The organism is Geobacillus sp. DSP4a (assembly GCF_013096875.1).
Lineage (GTDB): Bacteria > Bacillota > Bacilli > Bacillales > Anoxybacillaceae > Geobacillus > Geobacillus thermophilus.
Genome location: NZ_SDLD01000057.1, coordinates 1 through 13,863, shown reverse-complemented (window position 1 = coordinate 13,863; position 13,863 = coordinate 1). Strand labels below are relative to the sequence as shown.

13 protein-coding genes, 2 rRNA genes, 1 other RNA gene and 1 other annotated feature are annotated in these 13,863 nt (G+C 52.2%); of the genes, 2 read left to right on the top strand and 14 right to left on the bottom strand.

Going from position 1 to position 13,863, the window contains the following annotated elements; translation table 11 throughout:
- The 8 genes from ETC02_RS14975 to tadA form a co-directional block, all read right to left on the bottom strand.
- Window positions 1-301 (bottom strand): 16S ribosomal RNA (locus ETC02_RS14975); the annotation flags it as partial.
- A gap of 254 nt (window positions 302-555) precedes the next feature.
- The gene (locus ETC02_RS14970; RefSeq protein ID WP_050368741.1) at window positions 556-822 is read right to left on the bottom strand and encodes a pro-sigmaK processing inhibitor BofA family protein; all 267 of its coding nucleotides are present in this window, start codon (window positions 820-822) and stop codon (window positions 556-558) included.
- 73 nt (window positions 823-895) lie between these two features.
- Window positions 896-1,120 (bottom strand): YaaL family protein, encoded by a 225-nt coding sequence (locus ETC02_RS14965; protein ID WP_033008840.1) that lies wholly within the window; start codon window positions 1,118-1,120, stop codon window positions 896-898.
- Between the two features lie 23 nt (window positions 1,121-1,143).
- A complete protein-coding gene (gene recR / locus ETC02_RS14960; protein ID WP_033008839.1) occupies window positions 1,144-1,740 on the bottom strand; it encodes a recombination mediator RecR in 597 nt (198 codons plus the stop codon).
- Window positions 1,741-1,749: 9 nt separating this feature from the next.
- Window positions 1,750-2,073 (bottom strand): YbaB/EbfC family nucleoid-associated protein, encoded by a 324-nt coding sequence (locus ETC02_RS14955; RefSeq protein ID WP_375153696.1) that lies wholly within the window; start codon window positions 2,071-2,073, stop codon window positions 1,750-1,752.
- 27 nt (window positions 2,074-2,100) lie between these two features.
- Entirely contained in the window at window positions 2,101-3,783 is a 1,683-nt protein-coding gene (gene dnaX, locus ETC02_RS14950; RefSeq protein ID WP_063211847.1) for a DNA polymerase III subunit gamma/tau, read from the bottom strand.
- 209 nt (window positions 3,784-3,992) lie between these two features.
- An RNA gene (gene ffs / locus ETC02_RS14945) (signal recognition particle sRNA large type) lies at window positions 3,993-4,257 on the bottom strand.
- 53 nt (window positions 4,258-4,310) lie between these two features.
- Window positions 4,311-4,793, bottom strand: coding sequence for a tRNA adenosine(34) deaminase TadA (gene tadA / locus ETC02_RS14940; protein WP_033008833.1), 483 nt, complete (start codon window positions 4,791-4,793; stop codon window positions 4,311-4,313).
- Between the two features lie 86 nt (window positions 4,794-4,879).
- On the opposite strand from tadA, the gene ETC02_RS14935 reads away from it, so the two are divergent.
- Window positions 4,880-6,166 (top strand): glycoside hydrolase family 18 protein, encoded by a 1,287-nt coding sequence (locus ETC02_RS14935; RefSeq protein ID WP_050368034.1) that lies wholly within the window; start codon window positions 4,880-4,882, stop codon window positions 6,164-6,166.
- Between the two features lie 236 nt (window positions 6,167-6,402).
- Here ETC02_RS14935 and serS read toward each other — a convergent pair whose 3' ends face one another.
- The 5 genes from serS to guaB all read right to left on the bottom strand — a co-directional run bounded on the left by serS (window position 6,403) and on the right by guaB (window position 12,516).
- On the bottom strand, window positions 6,403-7,677 hold the full coding sequence (gene serS / locus ETC02_RS14930; RefSeq protein ID WP_033014225.1) for a serine--tRNA ligase: 1,275 nt from the start codon (window positions 7,675-7,677) through the stop codon (window positions 6,403-6,405).
- A gap of 53 nt (window positions 7,678-7,730) precedes the next feature.
- Window positions 7,731-7,951: a binding site (T-box leader), on the bottom strand.
- Between the two features lie 9 nt (window positions 7,952-7,960).
- Entirely contained in the window at window positions 7,961-8,551 is a 591-nt protein-coding gene (gene pdxT, locus ETC02_RS14925; RefSeq protein WP_033008825.1) for a pyridoxal 5'-phosphate synthase glutaminase subunit PdxT, read from the bottom strand.
- A 24-nt stretch (window positions 8,552-8,575) separates the two neighbouring features.
- Window positions 8,576-9,460, bottom strand: a complete 885-nt coding sequence (gene pdxS, locus ETC02_RS14920; RefSeq protein WP_033008824.1) for a pyridoxal 5'-phosphate synthase lyase subunit PdxS — start codon at window positions 9,458-9,460, stop codon at window positions 8,576-8,578.
- A 129-nt stretch (window positions 9,461-9,589) separates the two neighbouring features.
- Window positions 9,590-10,945, bottom strand: coding sequence for a D-alanyl-D-alanine carboxypeptidase family protein (locus ETC02_RS14915; RefSeq protein WP_050368033.1), 1,356 nt, complete (start codon window positions 10,943-10,945; stop codon window positions 9,590-9,592).
- Between the two features lie 104 nt (window positions 10,946-11,049).
- Window positions 11,050-12,516 carry an IMP dehydrogenase gene (gene guaB, locus ETC02_RS14910; protein ID WP_047817616.1) on the bottom strand — a complete coding sequence of 489 codons (1,467 nt, stop codon included), beginning with the start codon at window positions 12,514-12,516 and terminating at the stop codon, window positions 11,050-11,052.
- Between the two features lie 126 nt (window positions 12,517-12,642).
- On the opposite strand from guaB, the gene ETC02_RS14905 reads away from it, so the two are divergent.
- Window positions 12,643-13,632: a YaaC family protein gene (locus tag ETC02_RS14905; RefSeq protein WP_033014229.1), complete on the top strand. Its 990-nt coding sequence runs from the start codon at window positions 12,643-12,645 to the stop codon at window positions 13,630-13,632.
- 104 nt (window positions 13,633-13,736) lie between these two features.
- On the opposite strand, the gene rrf is transcribed toward ETC02_RS14905, so the two are convergent.
- A 5S ribosomal RNA gene (gene rrf, locus ETC02_RS14900) occupies window positions 13,737-13,853 on the bottom strand.
- Between the last annotated feature and the right edge of the window lie 10 nt (window positions 13,854-13,863).

Genomic DNA, 13,863 nt, shown 5'->3' with positions numbered 1-13,863 from the left:
GGCTACGCATCGTCGCCTTGGTGAGCCGTTACCTCACCAACTAGCTAATGCGCCGCGGGCCCATCCGCAAGTGACAGCCCAAAGGCCGCCTTTCAACCGAAGACCATGCGGTCTTCGGTGTTATCCGGTATTAGCTCCGGTTTCCCGGAGTTATCCCGGTCTTGCGGGCAGGTTGCCCACGTGTTACTCACCCGTCCGCCGCTGACCGAATCAAGGCAAGCCCCAATCCGGTCCGCTCGACTTGCATGTATTAGGCACGCCGCCAGCGTTCGTCCTGAGCCAGGATCAAACTCTCCAAAGAAAGTTGATTGGCTGATTCCTTCGGCCCATGCGGCCGAAGTTTTTTTATGACGCTTGCGTTTTGTTTAGTTTTCAAGGAGCTTTCGATTTAGTGTTGCGCACTTTTATTATTATACTTACTGTCCTATTCGTTGTCAACATGTTTTTTATCAACAGCGACGTTCATTAATATACTTTATATCTATACAAAAGTCAATAGTTTTTCATAAAAAAATGAAAAGGCATTTTGACTAGACGATGCCTTTTCATTATGAATCATGACAGAATATATTGGTCAATCACAATTAATGCCGCAGCCCCTGGAAGGCCAAGAAATCCGCAAACGAGCGAGGTGATAAAGTTAATCGGAATATGAATGCTGAACTGCCCGCCGATCGCGTTAATGACAAACAGCGCCAGCGCCCCGACGATCAGGCGGATAGCGGCATGGCCGATAAAGCGAAGCGCCTTAAAGCGGGCGCCAACAACGAGCAGCACGGCAATGAGCGCCAACAATACGGTAATCACCACTTTCGGCTCCAAACGTTTCATGCCCCCTTCTATGCTTGTACTACAAGCATATGCACCTTGAGGGAAAAAAGAACAAAAAAAGAAGTCAACGCACTTCCTTCAGTGTAACACGACGGTGCTTCGCTTCGCGGAGAAGAAAAAAATACTTGGCCTCCGCCAGTTGGAGCGCGCTCAGCACCTCTCGAGACGGGTCAACGCTTTTTTCAATGAGCTGTTTTTGTTCAAACCACTCCGCTCTTGCTTGTTGCAGTTCGGCCATCAACTTTTCGTCAAATTGTCTTTTTAATTTCCCCTTCCGCCGCCATAACAAACCGATCCCCACCTTCTTTCTCTCTACAGTTCGCGGCGTCCTTCCAACGCTTTTGACAACGTCACTTCGTCCGCATATTCCAAATCGCCGCCTACCGGCAAGCCGTGGGCGATGCGGGTTACCTTGATTCCTGTTGGTTTGAGCAGGCGTGAGATATACATCGCTGTCGCTTCCCCTTCAATGTTCGGGTCAGTCGCTAAAATCACTTCTTGGATCGTCTCATCCTGCAGCCGCGCCAGCAGCTCGGCGATCTTAATGTCCTCCGGACCGATGCCTTCCATCGGAGAAATGGCTCCATGCAGCACATGGTACAAGCCATTGTATTCTTTCATTCTCTCCATAGCGATGACATCTTTCGGGTCTTGGACGACACAAATGGTCGTCCGGTCGCGCCGTTCGTCTTTGCAAATGTAGCAAGGGTCCGCATCTGTAATATGCCCGCAAATCGTGCAATAATGAATATGCCGCTTTACGTCGACGAGCGCTTTGGCGAATTCAAGCACAACGTCTTCTTTCATCGCCAGCACGTGAAACGCGAGGCGGGCGGCCGTTTTTGGACCGATTCCGGGCAATTTCATAAAACTGTCAATCAGTTTGGATAACGGTTCTGGATAATGCATAGCTTCCCCCTAGAACAGCCCTGGAATGTTGAGTCCTTTCGTAAACTGCCCCATCATATCGTTGGCCAGCTCATCAGCTTTTTTGAGTGCATCGTTTGTCGCTGCCAAAACTAAATCCTGGAGCATTTCAATATCGTCCGGGTCAACGACTTCTTCTTTAATTTTCACTTCTAAAATTTGTTTATGGCCGTTGGCGATGACCGTCACCATGCCGCCGCCTGCCGTGCCCTCCACTGTTTTTTCTGCCAGCTCTTCCTGTGCTTTTTGCATTTCTTTTTGCATCTTCTGCATTTGCTTCAGCATTTTTTGCATATTTCCCATTCCGCCACGCATCATGGTTGGCATCCTCCTTCAATTCGTTTATTCTTTGATTTCAATCAATTCCTCGCCAAACAGCCGTTTCGCTTCGGCGATCAACGGGTCTTCCTGGCTTTTTTTCGCTTTCGCTTCTTTGCTGCGGATAAATTCTTCCCTTATTTTCCCCCATTCCTCTTCCGGAATGGCGATCATTTCAAAACGGCGGTTCGTCAGGTCAAATAAAATTGCTTCGACATTTTCCTTGACCGAACTCGCCGGGTCGGTCGCCATCTTGCAGTGAATTTCATACTTAAACTTTAACACAAATGCTGAAGCGCTTGCTGCGACCGGTTCACTCTCCTGCAAGAGAGCGGCGTGCGACACTTTATGCTGCCGCTTCAGCGCATCAAGTACGTCGGCCCAGCGGCCTTTCACCAAGGCTAAGTCTTCATGCGTCGCCTGCTTCAACAATTCGTAAATGCGGCCGACCGGTGCTTTATATCCCCCGGTTTTCACCGCTTTCGCCGTTTTTTTCGCAGAAGGCGCCTCCGGCGGGACGGCAGGCGCCTGCTCTTTTAGGCGGCGCAGCTCGATTTCCAGCGTTTCAATCCTCTTGATCAATGGCCCAAGTTCAGAAGCGGTCGGCGATGGAGCAGCAGCCGCTGGCTGATGGCAAAGCTTGACGAGCGCCACTTCGAGGAGAAGACGCGGGTGGTTCGTCCACTTCATCTCCTGCTGGCTTTTGTTCAACAGCTCAATCGCTCCGTACAAATCGGAAAGAGGAATCGCTTCCGAAAGCGAGGTGAACGCTTCGTCAACGACCGCAATTTGGATGGCTCCTTCCACATGAGGGGCCGTTTTGTACAGCAACAAGTCGCGATAATACAAAATCAAATCTTCAACCAAACGATTCGGATCTTTTCCTTGCGCCATCATTGCTTCAAACTGTTGCAAAACAGCCGCTGTATCTTTCCGATGAATGGCGGCAATGAAATCAGCCAACGCGGCAAATGATGCCGCTCCGGTCATCGCCAGCACGTCATCAAGCCGAAGCTTCCCATCGCTGAATGAAATCGCCTGGTCAAGCAAACTGAGCGCGTCGCGCATCCCTCCATCGGCAGCGCGGGCGATAGCCGACAGCGCCTCGTCGGATGCTTCTACGCCCTGGGCGTTCGCCACATATTTCAACCGCGAAACGATGGAGGCCAGCGGGATGCGGCGAAAATCGAACCGTTGGCAGCGGGAAATGATCGTCGCCGGGATTTTATGCGGCTCGGTGGTGGCCAAAATGAAAATGACGTGTTTGGGCGGTTCCTCAAGCGTCTTCAACAACGCGTTAAACGCGCCGATTGACAGCATGTGCACTTCGTCGATAATGTACACTTTATAACGGACCGAGGTCGGCGCAAATTTCACTTTTTCACGGATGTCGCGGATTTCGTCGACGCGGTTGTTGGAAGCGGCGTCAATTTCCAACACATCGGGAATCGTTCCGTTTGTAATGCCGAGGCAAGCGGGACATTCATTGCACGGCTCGGCCGCCGGGGCCTGTTCACAGTTGACCGCCTTGGCGAACACTTTCGCCGCGCTCGTTTTGCCTGTCCCACGCGGTCCGGAAAATAAGTAGGCATGCGATATTTTATGTTGAAGCAGGGCGCTTTGCAACGTTTTCGTCACGTGTTCTTGGCCGACCATGTCCGCGAAACGCTGCGGCCGAAAAACACGGTATAACGCTTGGTATGCCACGGAAAACGGCCCTCCTCTTCCTCTCATCTCCACTATTATATAACGTTCTGCCCTATTTTAAAATAAAAAGAGGCTGTCCCAAAAGATCGTCTCTCTATTAAAAGAGATACAATATGATCGTGTTGCCGAAGCAAATTGCCTCTGCATCTTGTCAATGAAGAAAGGGTGTCCCATTGCTTTTGGGACACCCTCTTGCTGCTTATGTAAGGCCGTGCACCTTCTGTCGATTAGCTGCCCCGAGCGTTGCTCAAGCAGTTGGCTCAGCCCAGGCGCCCCCGCGGCACATGGGAGCATCCGCTTACTGCTGCTTCCTTCCGGACCTGACAGGGTTCACGGAATCCCATTGCGCGGGACCCAGACGTCAACACCACTTACTTGAGACAGGCCTCACAACAGACTAACCTCGAGAAGGGATTCAGCCTCGCTAGAGCGGATTGCGAGTACAGGGCACCGCTACCTCCCCGCTTAGCACGGCACTATCAGTATAGCGCGTTTATAGGGAAAATGCAATGTACACAGGCCGAATTTTAGTTGGAACTTCCGCCAACATTTCTCTTTTGTTCGCGCAATCGGCGGAAAAAGCCGCTCAGCAGCGCCCCACACTCCTCCGCCAACACACCGCTTGCAACCTCAGCCTGGTGGTTGAACCGGCTTTCCTGCAATAAGTTCATTAACGTCCCGGCGCATCCCCCTTTTGGGTCGCTAGCTCCAAATACGACCCGCTCAATGCGGGAAAGAACGATGGCCCCCGCGCACATGGCGCACGGTTCAAGCGTCACGTATAACACCGCCCGTTCAAGCCTCCATGAGCCGGTCACCCGGCACGCTTCGTCAATGGCCAAAACCTCCGCATGGGCGATCGCGCGCTGTTCCGTTTCCCGTAAATTATGGGCGCGGGCGATGACGCGGCCGTCTTGAACGATGACGGCCCCGATCGGCACTTCGCCGATCCGTTCAGCTTTTTTTGCTTCTTCAATCGCCAACTTCATGTAATACTCATCGTTGCTCATCATATACCCCTTTGCACAAACGGTCATTTCTCTTTCTTTTCCATCATAAAATATGGAGAATGAAGACGCAACTAGGAGGTCAAGCGATGCAGATCCATGTCATACAGAGAGGACAAACGTTAAGCGGGATCGCTAAAGCATATGAAACGACGGTCGAGGACATTGTTCGGGCGAACAAGCTGCCAAATCCCGACCGTCTTGTCGTCGGTCAGGCGCTCGTGATTCCGATCGTCGGTCGTTTTTATTGGGTGCAACCCGGAGACAGTTTATGGTCGATTGCCCGCCGGTTTTCCATTCCGATGCAGCGTCTCGCGGAAGTGAACCGCCTCTCGTTAAATGCGCCATTGCGGGTCGGCCAGCGTCTTTACATTCCGCCCGGAGCCAAGCGGAGAGCGGAGTTTAACGCCTATATTGAACCGCGCGGTGCGACCGTCAGTCCGGCGTTGGAAGCAAGCGCCCGCGAAGCCGCTCCACATTTAACGTATTTAAGTCCCTTTTATTTTGCCATTCGGCGCGACGCGACACTCCAAGAGCCTCCGCTTGACGACTTTCCCGCCATCGCCCGCGCCAACCGCGTCACGCTTGTGATGGTTGTCGCCAACATTGAAAACGGGCAGTTCAGCGATGAGCTGGGCGCGCTTATTTTGACGAATGAAACGCTGCAAAACCGCCTGCTCGACAACATTGTCGCTGCCGCCAGACGGTATGGCTTGCGCGGCATCCATTTTAATTTCGAATATTTGCGCCCCGAAGACCGAGAAGCATATAATGCGTTTTTGCGCAAAGCGAAACGGCGATTTGAACGGGAAGGATGGATGATGTCGACCGCCCTGGCGCCAAAAACGAGCGCCACCCAGCGCGGACGTTGGTACGAAGCCCATGACTACCGCGCCCATGGACAAATTGCCGACTTTGTCGTCATTATGACGTATGAGTGGGGCTACAGCGGCGGCCCGCCGATGCCGGTCTCCCCCATCGGCCCTGTCCGCCGTGTCCTCGAGTACGCCGTCTCGGAAATGCCTCCCGGAAAGATTTTAATGGGGCAAAATTTGTATGGTTATGATTGGACACTGCCGTACGTACCGGGCGGACCGTACGCCCGCGCCATCAGCCCGCAGCAGGCCATCGCCCTCGCCGCGAGGTATAACGTCGCGATTGAATACGACACCGAGGCGCAGGCGCCGCATTTTCGCTACCGCGATGAAAACGGGCGCGAGCACGAAGTATGGTTTGAGGACGCCCGCTCCATTCAGGCAAAATTCAATCTCGTGAAAGAACTTGGCCTGCGCGGAGTCAGCTATTGGAAACTGGGCTTCGATTTCCCGCAAAACTGGCTGCTCCTTTCCGACCAGTTTGCAGTCGTCAAAAGATAAGGCCGCCCGCGCCAAAGAGATAAAAAAACCCGCCTTTCTCCCGGCGGGTTTTTTTATGGCTGGAAACGGCGATTCCGATCAGCCGTTTCGGATGGCAATCTCCTCTTATGCGCGTCAGTACTGTTCTTTATCGCTTTGGCAGAGAAGCATTCGAGGCCGGCGTCCGCCGCCTCTTTTTCTCCGTCGCCAACGTCATTCACTATAACACGGCTGCCGGGAAAAGTCAACCAACGATTTTAACGGATGACGTCCCGGTTGCCCATGTATGGGCGGAGCGCCTCTGGGATGATGACCGATCCATCTTCTTGCTGGTAGTTTTCCAAAATAGCGGCGACCGTTCGGCCGATGGCCAACCCTGAGCCGTTTAACGTGTGCACGTATTCCGGTTTCGCTTTCGGATCGCGACGGAAGCGGATGTTGGCGCGGCGAGCTTGGAACGCCTCAAAGTTGCTGCACGATGAAATTTCCCGGTACGTGCCGTAGCTTGGCAGCCATACTTCAATATCGTATGTTTTCGCTGCTGAAAAGCCGAGATCACCCGTGCACAAGGCGACAACGCGGTACGGAAGCCCGAGCCGCTGCAAAATCGTTTCCGCCTGCCGTGTCAATTTTTCCAGTTCCTCGTATGAATCTTCCGGTTTGACAAACTTAACAAGCTCCACTTTGTTGAACTGATGCTGACGGATGAGCCCTCTTGTGTCGCGGCCGGCCGAACCAGCTTCAGCGCGGAAACAGGCGCTGTACGCTGCATAGTAAAGCGGCAAATCATCTGCAGATAAAATTTCATCGCGATGCAAGTTCGTCACCGGCACTTCCGCTGTCGGAATGAGAAAATAGTCTTCGCTGTCCAAATGAAACGCATCCTCGGCAAATTTCGGCAATTGCCCGGTTCCAATCATGCTTGCCCGGTTCACCAAATAGGGGGGCAGCACTTCTTCATAGCCGAATTCATCGAGATGGATGTCAAGCATAAAGTTGATTAACGCCCGCTCAAGCCGGGCGCCCAACCCTTTATAAAACACAAACCGGCTTCCTGTCACTTTAGCCGCCCGCTCAAAATCAAGCAGACCAAGCTGGTCGGCGATATCCCAATGCGGTTTCGGTTCAAACGAAAACGAACGCGGCTCCCCCCATCTCCGCACTTCGACATTGTCCTCTTCCGACTGGCCGACCGGTACGGATTCATGCGGAATATTTGGAATCGATAACAACAGGGCGTTGAGTTCCTCTTCCAGTTGGCGAATGTGCTCATCCATTTGCTTAATGCGGTCGCCGACTTCGCGCATTTGGACGATCAGCGGCTCTGCATCCTTTTTCTCGCGCTTAAGGGCGGCAATTTGCTGCGACACATCATTGCGTTTGCTTTTTAGCTCTTCCACCTCAGCAATCAAACGGCGGCGTTCTTTGTCCAACTGTTCAAACCGGTCGATGTTCGCCAAATCTCCGCCGCGCTGCATTAGTTTTTCTTTCACTTCTTCAAACTGGGCGCGCAATATTTTCACATCCAGCATGGCTTTTACCTCCTTTTCCATTCAATATTATACATAAAAAAGCCCCCGTCCCCAAAAGGGACGGGAGCGACCCCGCGGTGCCACCCTTATTGAAGGCTTGCGATGCCTTCCCTTTTTGCCGTTCACGGCGGCTGCCGAAAACGCCTACTGACCCGCTTTGGCGTTCAACGTTTTGCTCGAGGATGGATTCACAGGCGCTTCCTGTCGGTTTGCACCACCCACCGGCTCTCTGAAAGAAAGGGGGTCTGCTGCTTGTTCCTCTCATCGCTTTCGCTTGATCACTTTACTTAAGGCTTGACGTCATTTTCGCTTCTTTGACCATGTTGAGAAAGTATTGCATCAATCGATGATCGTCGGTCAACTCTGGATGGAACGAGCAACCAAGAAACTGGCCTTGCCGGGCCGCGACAATGCGGTCATTGTATGTCGCGAGGACATCGACCCCGTCGCCGACCTCGACAATGTGCGGAGCACGGATGAAGACGCCGACAAACCCGTCGCCAACCCCCTTGATCGACAGCTCCGCCTCAAAGCTTTCCCGCTGCCGCCCAAACGAGTTCCGCTCGACCGTAATATCCATCAGGCCTAAGTGAGGCTCATCATACCCGACGATTCGTTTCGCCAGCAAAATGAGCCCGGCGCATGTCCCAAACATCGGCTTGCCATCAGCGGCAAATTGCTTCAATGGCTCCATCAATCCGTACCGGTCCATGAGGCGCCGCATTGTTGTGCTTTCGCCGCCCGGGAGCACGAGTCCGTCGAGTCCCGAAAGCTGCTCCGGTTTCTTCACGACGACCGCCTCGGCGCCGCACGCCTCGATGGCGCGGACATGTTCCTGCACAGCTCCTTGCAGTCCGAGTACACCTATTTTCATTGTGATCTTGCTCCTTTGTCCGGATTACCAGCCTCGTTCTTGCATCCGATGCTCCGGCAGCAGTGTCGCGACATCGATGCCGCGCATTGCGCCGCCCAGCCCTTTCGATAGATGAGCGATCAGCTCATAGTCTTCATAATGAGTCGTCGCTTCAACGATCGCACGAGCGTATTTTTCCGGATTTTCCGATTTAAAAATGCCCGAACCAACGAAGACACCGTCGGCGCCTAAGTGCATCATGAGCGCGGCGTCAGCTGGTGTCGCGACACCGCCAGCGGCGAAGTTGACGACCGGGAGGCGGCCAAGCCGTTTGATTTCACGCAGCACTTCAACCGGAGCCCCAAGCTGTTTCGCCTCGGCGACAAGTTCGTCTTCGCTCATGCTGACAACTTTGCGGATTTGCGCGTTGACTTTGCGCATATGGCGAACGGCCTCGACGATGTTTCCTGTCCCTGGCTCCCCTTTTGTCCGCAACATCGATGCCCCTTCAGCAATGCGGCGGGCGGCCTCTCCTAAGTCGCGGCAACCGCATACAAATGGGACCGTAAACTGCCGTTTGTCAATATGGAACTCTTCATCAGCCGGCGTCAATACTTCACTTTCGTCAATATAGTCGACGCCGAGCGCCTCAAGGACGCGCGCTTCCACATAATGCCCGATGCGCACTTTTGCCATGACTGGGATTGATACAGCGTTCATCACTTCTTCAATGATCGTCGGATCAGCCATGCGCGCGACACCGCCAGCGGCGCGAATGTCTGCCGGGACGCGCTCGAGCGCCATGACTGCGACAGCCCCTGCCGCCTCAGCAATCTTCGCTTGCTCCGCATTGACGACGTCCATAATGACGCCGCCTTTTTGCATTTCCGCCATGCCGCGTTTGACGCGGTCTGTACCTGTCAATGCCAACGTTGATTCCCCCTGTTCCTATCCTTATGCTTTGCTATATACGCAAAAGGATGATTCCACTGTTTTATTTTACCTCAATTTTTACAAAAATCACAATGGAAAAAAGCTCCCCTTAACCGGGGAGCAGCGTTACAACCAACCTTTCACCGTTTTGGCAACGCTTGTCCATAAATCAGCAAACAGTCCGCCAATCGCACGCATCGAGAGAACGAACCAGTTGGCTTTCTCCACCTCGGTTGTCGTAACGAGCGGCACCCGGATGTTTTTTTGCATGTCCGGGCTTAAGAACGCGAGCGAGTCATCGCCTTTGTATTCAAGCGTCATATATCCGACCGTCTCTCCTTTTTTCAACGGAGCGATCAATTTTCCTTCTTTCGTCATTTTTTTCTGATCCAATACATAAACCGGCTTGTACTGTTTTTCCTCGCCATTTTTGACGAGCAGAGACAGCTTTTTCGCCGTTGCGACGCGAACTTCTTTTTCCTTCCCTTTCACGACTGGAATCGTCTCTTTCCCCTTCAGCTGATACCCTTTCGGATAGAGCGTTTGGAGCGAGTATTGATGAAATCCATAGTTAAATAGTTTTTCTGTCTCCTTAAAACGCGCCTCTTTCGTCGTTTTTCCGCTTGCATCCTTGGCATTCATCACGACGGAAATGAGGCGGACGCCGTTCCGCTTCGCCGTCCCGGTGAAACAGTTGCCGGCAAATTCCGTATAGCCGGTTTTCAACCCGTCTACCCCTTTGTATCCGTACACAAGCCCTGGCAGCATCCAGTTCCAGTTGTCCATTTTAATTTCGTCCTCTGTTCCTCCTCGGAACATTTTATGGGGAATGCTCGCCGTTTCCAGCACCTCTGGATGGTCTTTCAGCAGCCGGTAGGCAAGGGTGGCCATGGCCCGCGCAGACATGACATTTTCCTCATCCGAGTTTGTCCCTTCCGGGTGGAATCCTTTTAAGTCTTCGTTGCTTAACCCTGTCGCATTCACGAATTTATAATCTTTCAACCCGAGCTGTTTCGCTTTTTCATTCATCATTTTCACGAAATTTTTCTCTGACCCAGCAATGATTTCCGCAATCGCGACCGTAGCCCCATTGGCCGAATAAATGGCCATTGCCTCGTACAGTTCGCGCACTGTATACTTGCCATCTTTGCGCAGCGGAACGTTGGACAGCGCCCGGTCTTGCGACAACCGGTACACATACTCACTCGGCGTATACGTCTGATCCCACTTGACACGTTTCGCCTTAACGGCGTCAAGAAGCAAATACTCGGTCATCATTTTTGTCATGCTGGCAATGCCAAGCACCGTATCAATGTTTTTCTCATATAAAATTCTTCCCGTCTTCGCGTCCACTAAAATCGCGGCGTCCGCCCGGATGTCAAGCGGAGCGCTTTCCGCCTTCGCCGTCTGTTGAAACGGCCATAGTGTTAAGCAAAGACAAACAGACAGCAGCCAAAACAACCACTTTCGTTTCCTCTTCACATCGAAACCCTCCTCACACAACCGTTATTGTAACATACAGGCGGCCAAAAAAATAGACGGAGAATCTGTCTCCGTCAAAGTTAGGCTGATGGACGCAGCCTTGATCAAAACGCGGAGTAGTTCGGCGCTTCTTTCGTAATTTGCACGTCATGCGGATGGCTTTCGCGAAGCCCTGCGCCCGTCATGCGGACAAATTGCGTTTTCTCCCGCAGCTCATCCAAGTTCCGCGTTCCACAATAGCCCATACCGGCGCGCAAGCCACCGACAAGCTGATAAATCGTATCGGCGAGCGGCCCTTTGTACGGCACACGCCCTTCGATGCCTTCCGGGACAAACTTTTTCGCGTCTTCTTGGAAATAACGATCTTTGCTGCCGCGCTCCATCGCCGCGACCGACCCCATGCCCCGGTATACTTTAAAGCGGCGGCCTTGGTAAATTTCCGTCTCGCCTGGGCTTTCCGAGACGCCGGCGAGCAAACTGCCGAGCATGACCGCATGAGCTCCGGCGGCAATCGCCTTCACGATGTCGCCAGAGTATTTAATGCCGCCGTCAGCGATGATCGGGACGCCATGTTTGCGCGCCTCAGTCGCACAGTCATAGATCGCCGTAATTTGCGGCACACCAACCCCGGCGACAACCCGGGTCGTGCAGATGGACCCCGGACCGATTCCGACTTTAATAATGTTCGCCCCAGCCTCAATCAAGTCGCGCGTCCCTTCAGCTGTCGCGACATTGCCGGCGATGATGTTCAAGTCCGGGTATTGGCGGCGGATGTTGGCCACCGTCTCTAGGACGCCTTTCGAATGGCCGTGCGCCGTGTCAACGACAATGACATCAACCCCTGCCTCAACAAGCTTTTTGACGCGAATCATCGTGTCCGCCGTCACCCCGACGGCCGCCCCGACAATCAGCCTCCCTTTCGCATCTTTCGCCGAATTCGGGAACTCGATCACCTTTTCGATGTCCTTAATCGTAATAAGCCCTTTTAAAACTCCATTTTCATCGACGAGAGGCAATTTTTCCACTTTGTGCTTTTGCAAAATTTTTTCCGCTTCTTCTAACGTAGTCCCTACCGGGGCTGTAATCAAGTTCTCCTTCGTCATTACCTCGGAAATTTTAATCGAGTAATCCTGAATAAAGCGCAAATCGCGGTTCGTGATAATGCCGACAAGCTTTTGTTCCTCGGCATTGTTGACGATCGGCACGCCGGAGATGCGATACTTGCTCATTAAATGTTCCGCATCATACACTTGATGGTCAGGCGTTAAGAAAAACGGATCCGTAATAACACCGCGCTCTGACCGCTTTACTTTGTCGACTTGTTCCGCCTGTTGCTCAATCGACATGTTTTTGTGAATGACGCCAAGACCGCCTTGACGCGCCATCGCAATAGCCATTTCCGCTTCGGTTACGGTATCCATGCCGGCGCTAATGATTGGGATGTTCAACTGGAGCGTATCGCTTAACTTCGTCGTGACATCAACATCACGCGGCAGCACGTCCGATTTTGCTGGAATGAGAAGAACATCATCAAACGTCAAGCCTTCCTTTGCGAATTTCGCTTCCCACATGTTTTCTCCCCCTTGTCCGGAAATATTATTAGTAGCTTAACAACTGGTTAAACTACTGTCAAGGAATCAAAAAAATGTCCAACTTTTCAGTTATCTTCTTACAATTCCATGGCAAGGGGGGTAAAAATGTTCGGAAATCCCGGTAAAGCTGTCAACTTTTCTATTTTCCGCTCCGCTGACGTCGCCCAGCGCTTTTTGCTGCAATGCTACAAACAGCAACAACGGGAAGACGCTGTTCAGCGCAGTTATACAAACTGTTATCCATTTTTATATTATTTGGAGCATGGGCAAAACTTTTATGCCGCCGCCAGGCAGTCGCCATTGTCCATTAAACCGGTTCTTTTGTTTTATGGCATGGTGCAGCTGATAAAGGCGTGCCTGCTCACCGTCGATCCGGACTATCCTGAATCGACATCCGTTTTAGCCCATGGAGTGTCAACGAGAAAGCGCAAAAAGCAAGGCTATGAATTTTTAGATGACGAAGTCAAAATCCAAAAAAACGGTTTGTTCACTCATTTTTCTGAAAAAATGTTTCATGTGAAACAAGAGGCGGGGGAAAAATTTCGCATGGGCATGCTGTTGCAACGAATCTGCGAACTGCACGAAACATTTTTTTGTTTAAGCGAGCGAAAAAAGCCATTGTCGTTGCCGGTCGTACATACGGTTTCACCGCCCATGCTGGCCATTCCGAAGGCGATTTTGGACCATTACCATATGTCGCAGCTCCGCTTCATCCAGTACATGAGCGAGGAAGGGCACGAAAAACAGCTGACATTCGCCAAGGAGGAAGGGGAATTTCTTTATTTCAAGATGGAATCGCCGCTATCGCCGATTAAGGAAGGGCCGTTTTTATTCCATTCGAACGGAACATACCATATCCCAACGAAGAAGGAAAAAATCTTTGCGCTCCCGGAAATCCATGCCCATTATTTGCTGCTGTACAATTTGAGCATGATCTCCCGCTACGAAACAGAGTGGTGGAGCGAACTTCTTCACTCTTACTCAAGCAAGGCGTACATTTTTATTCTTCAATTTCTTTCCATATCGGCGGACAAAGTGCCCCTGCTGCTAAACGAATATTTAATGCATAAGTTTTGGGCCAAGCCAAATGATTGAATGCTCTCCCACCTGCACGAACGCGCGGGAGTGAAGGCTTCCCAGCGCGGGTTGATAAAAAGCACCCCATTGCGCGTCATGCACAATGGGGTGCTCTGTTTTCCGCCTAGCAGCGACCTACTCTTGCAGGGGCGCTGGCCCCAACTACCATCGGCGCTGGAGGGCTTAACTTCCGTGTTCGGGATGGGAACGGGTGTTTCCCCTCCGCTATCACCACTAGGCCATATGAGG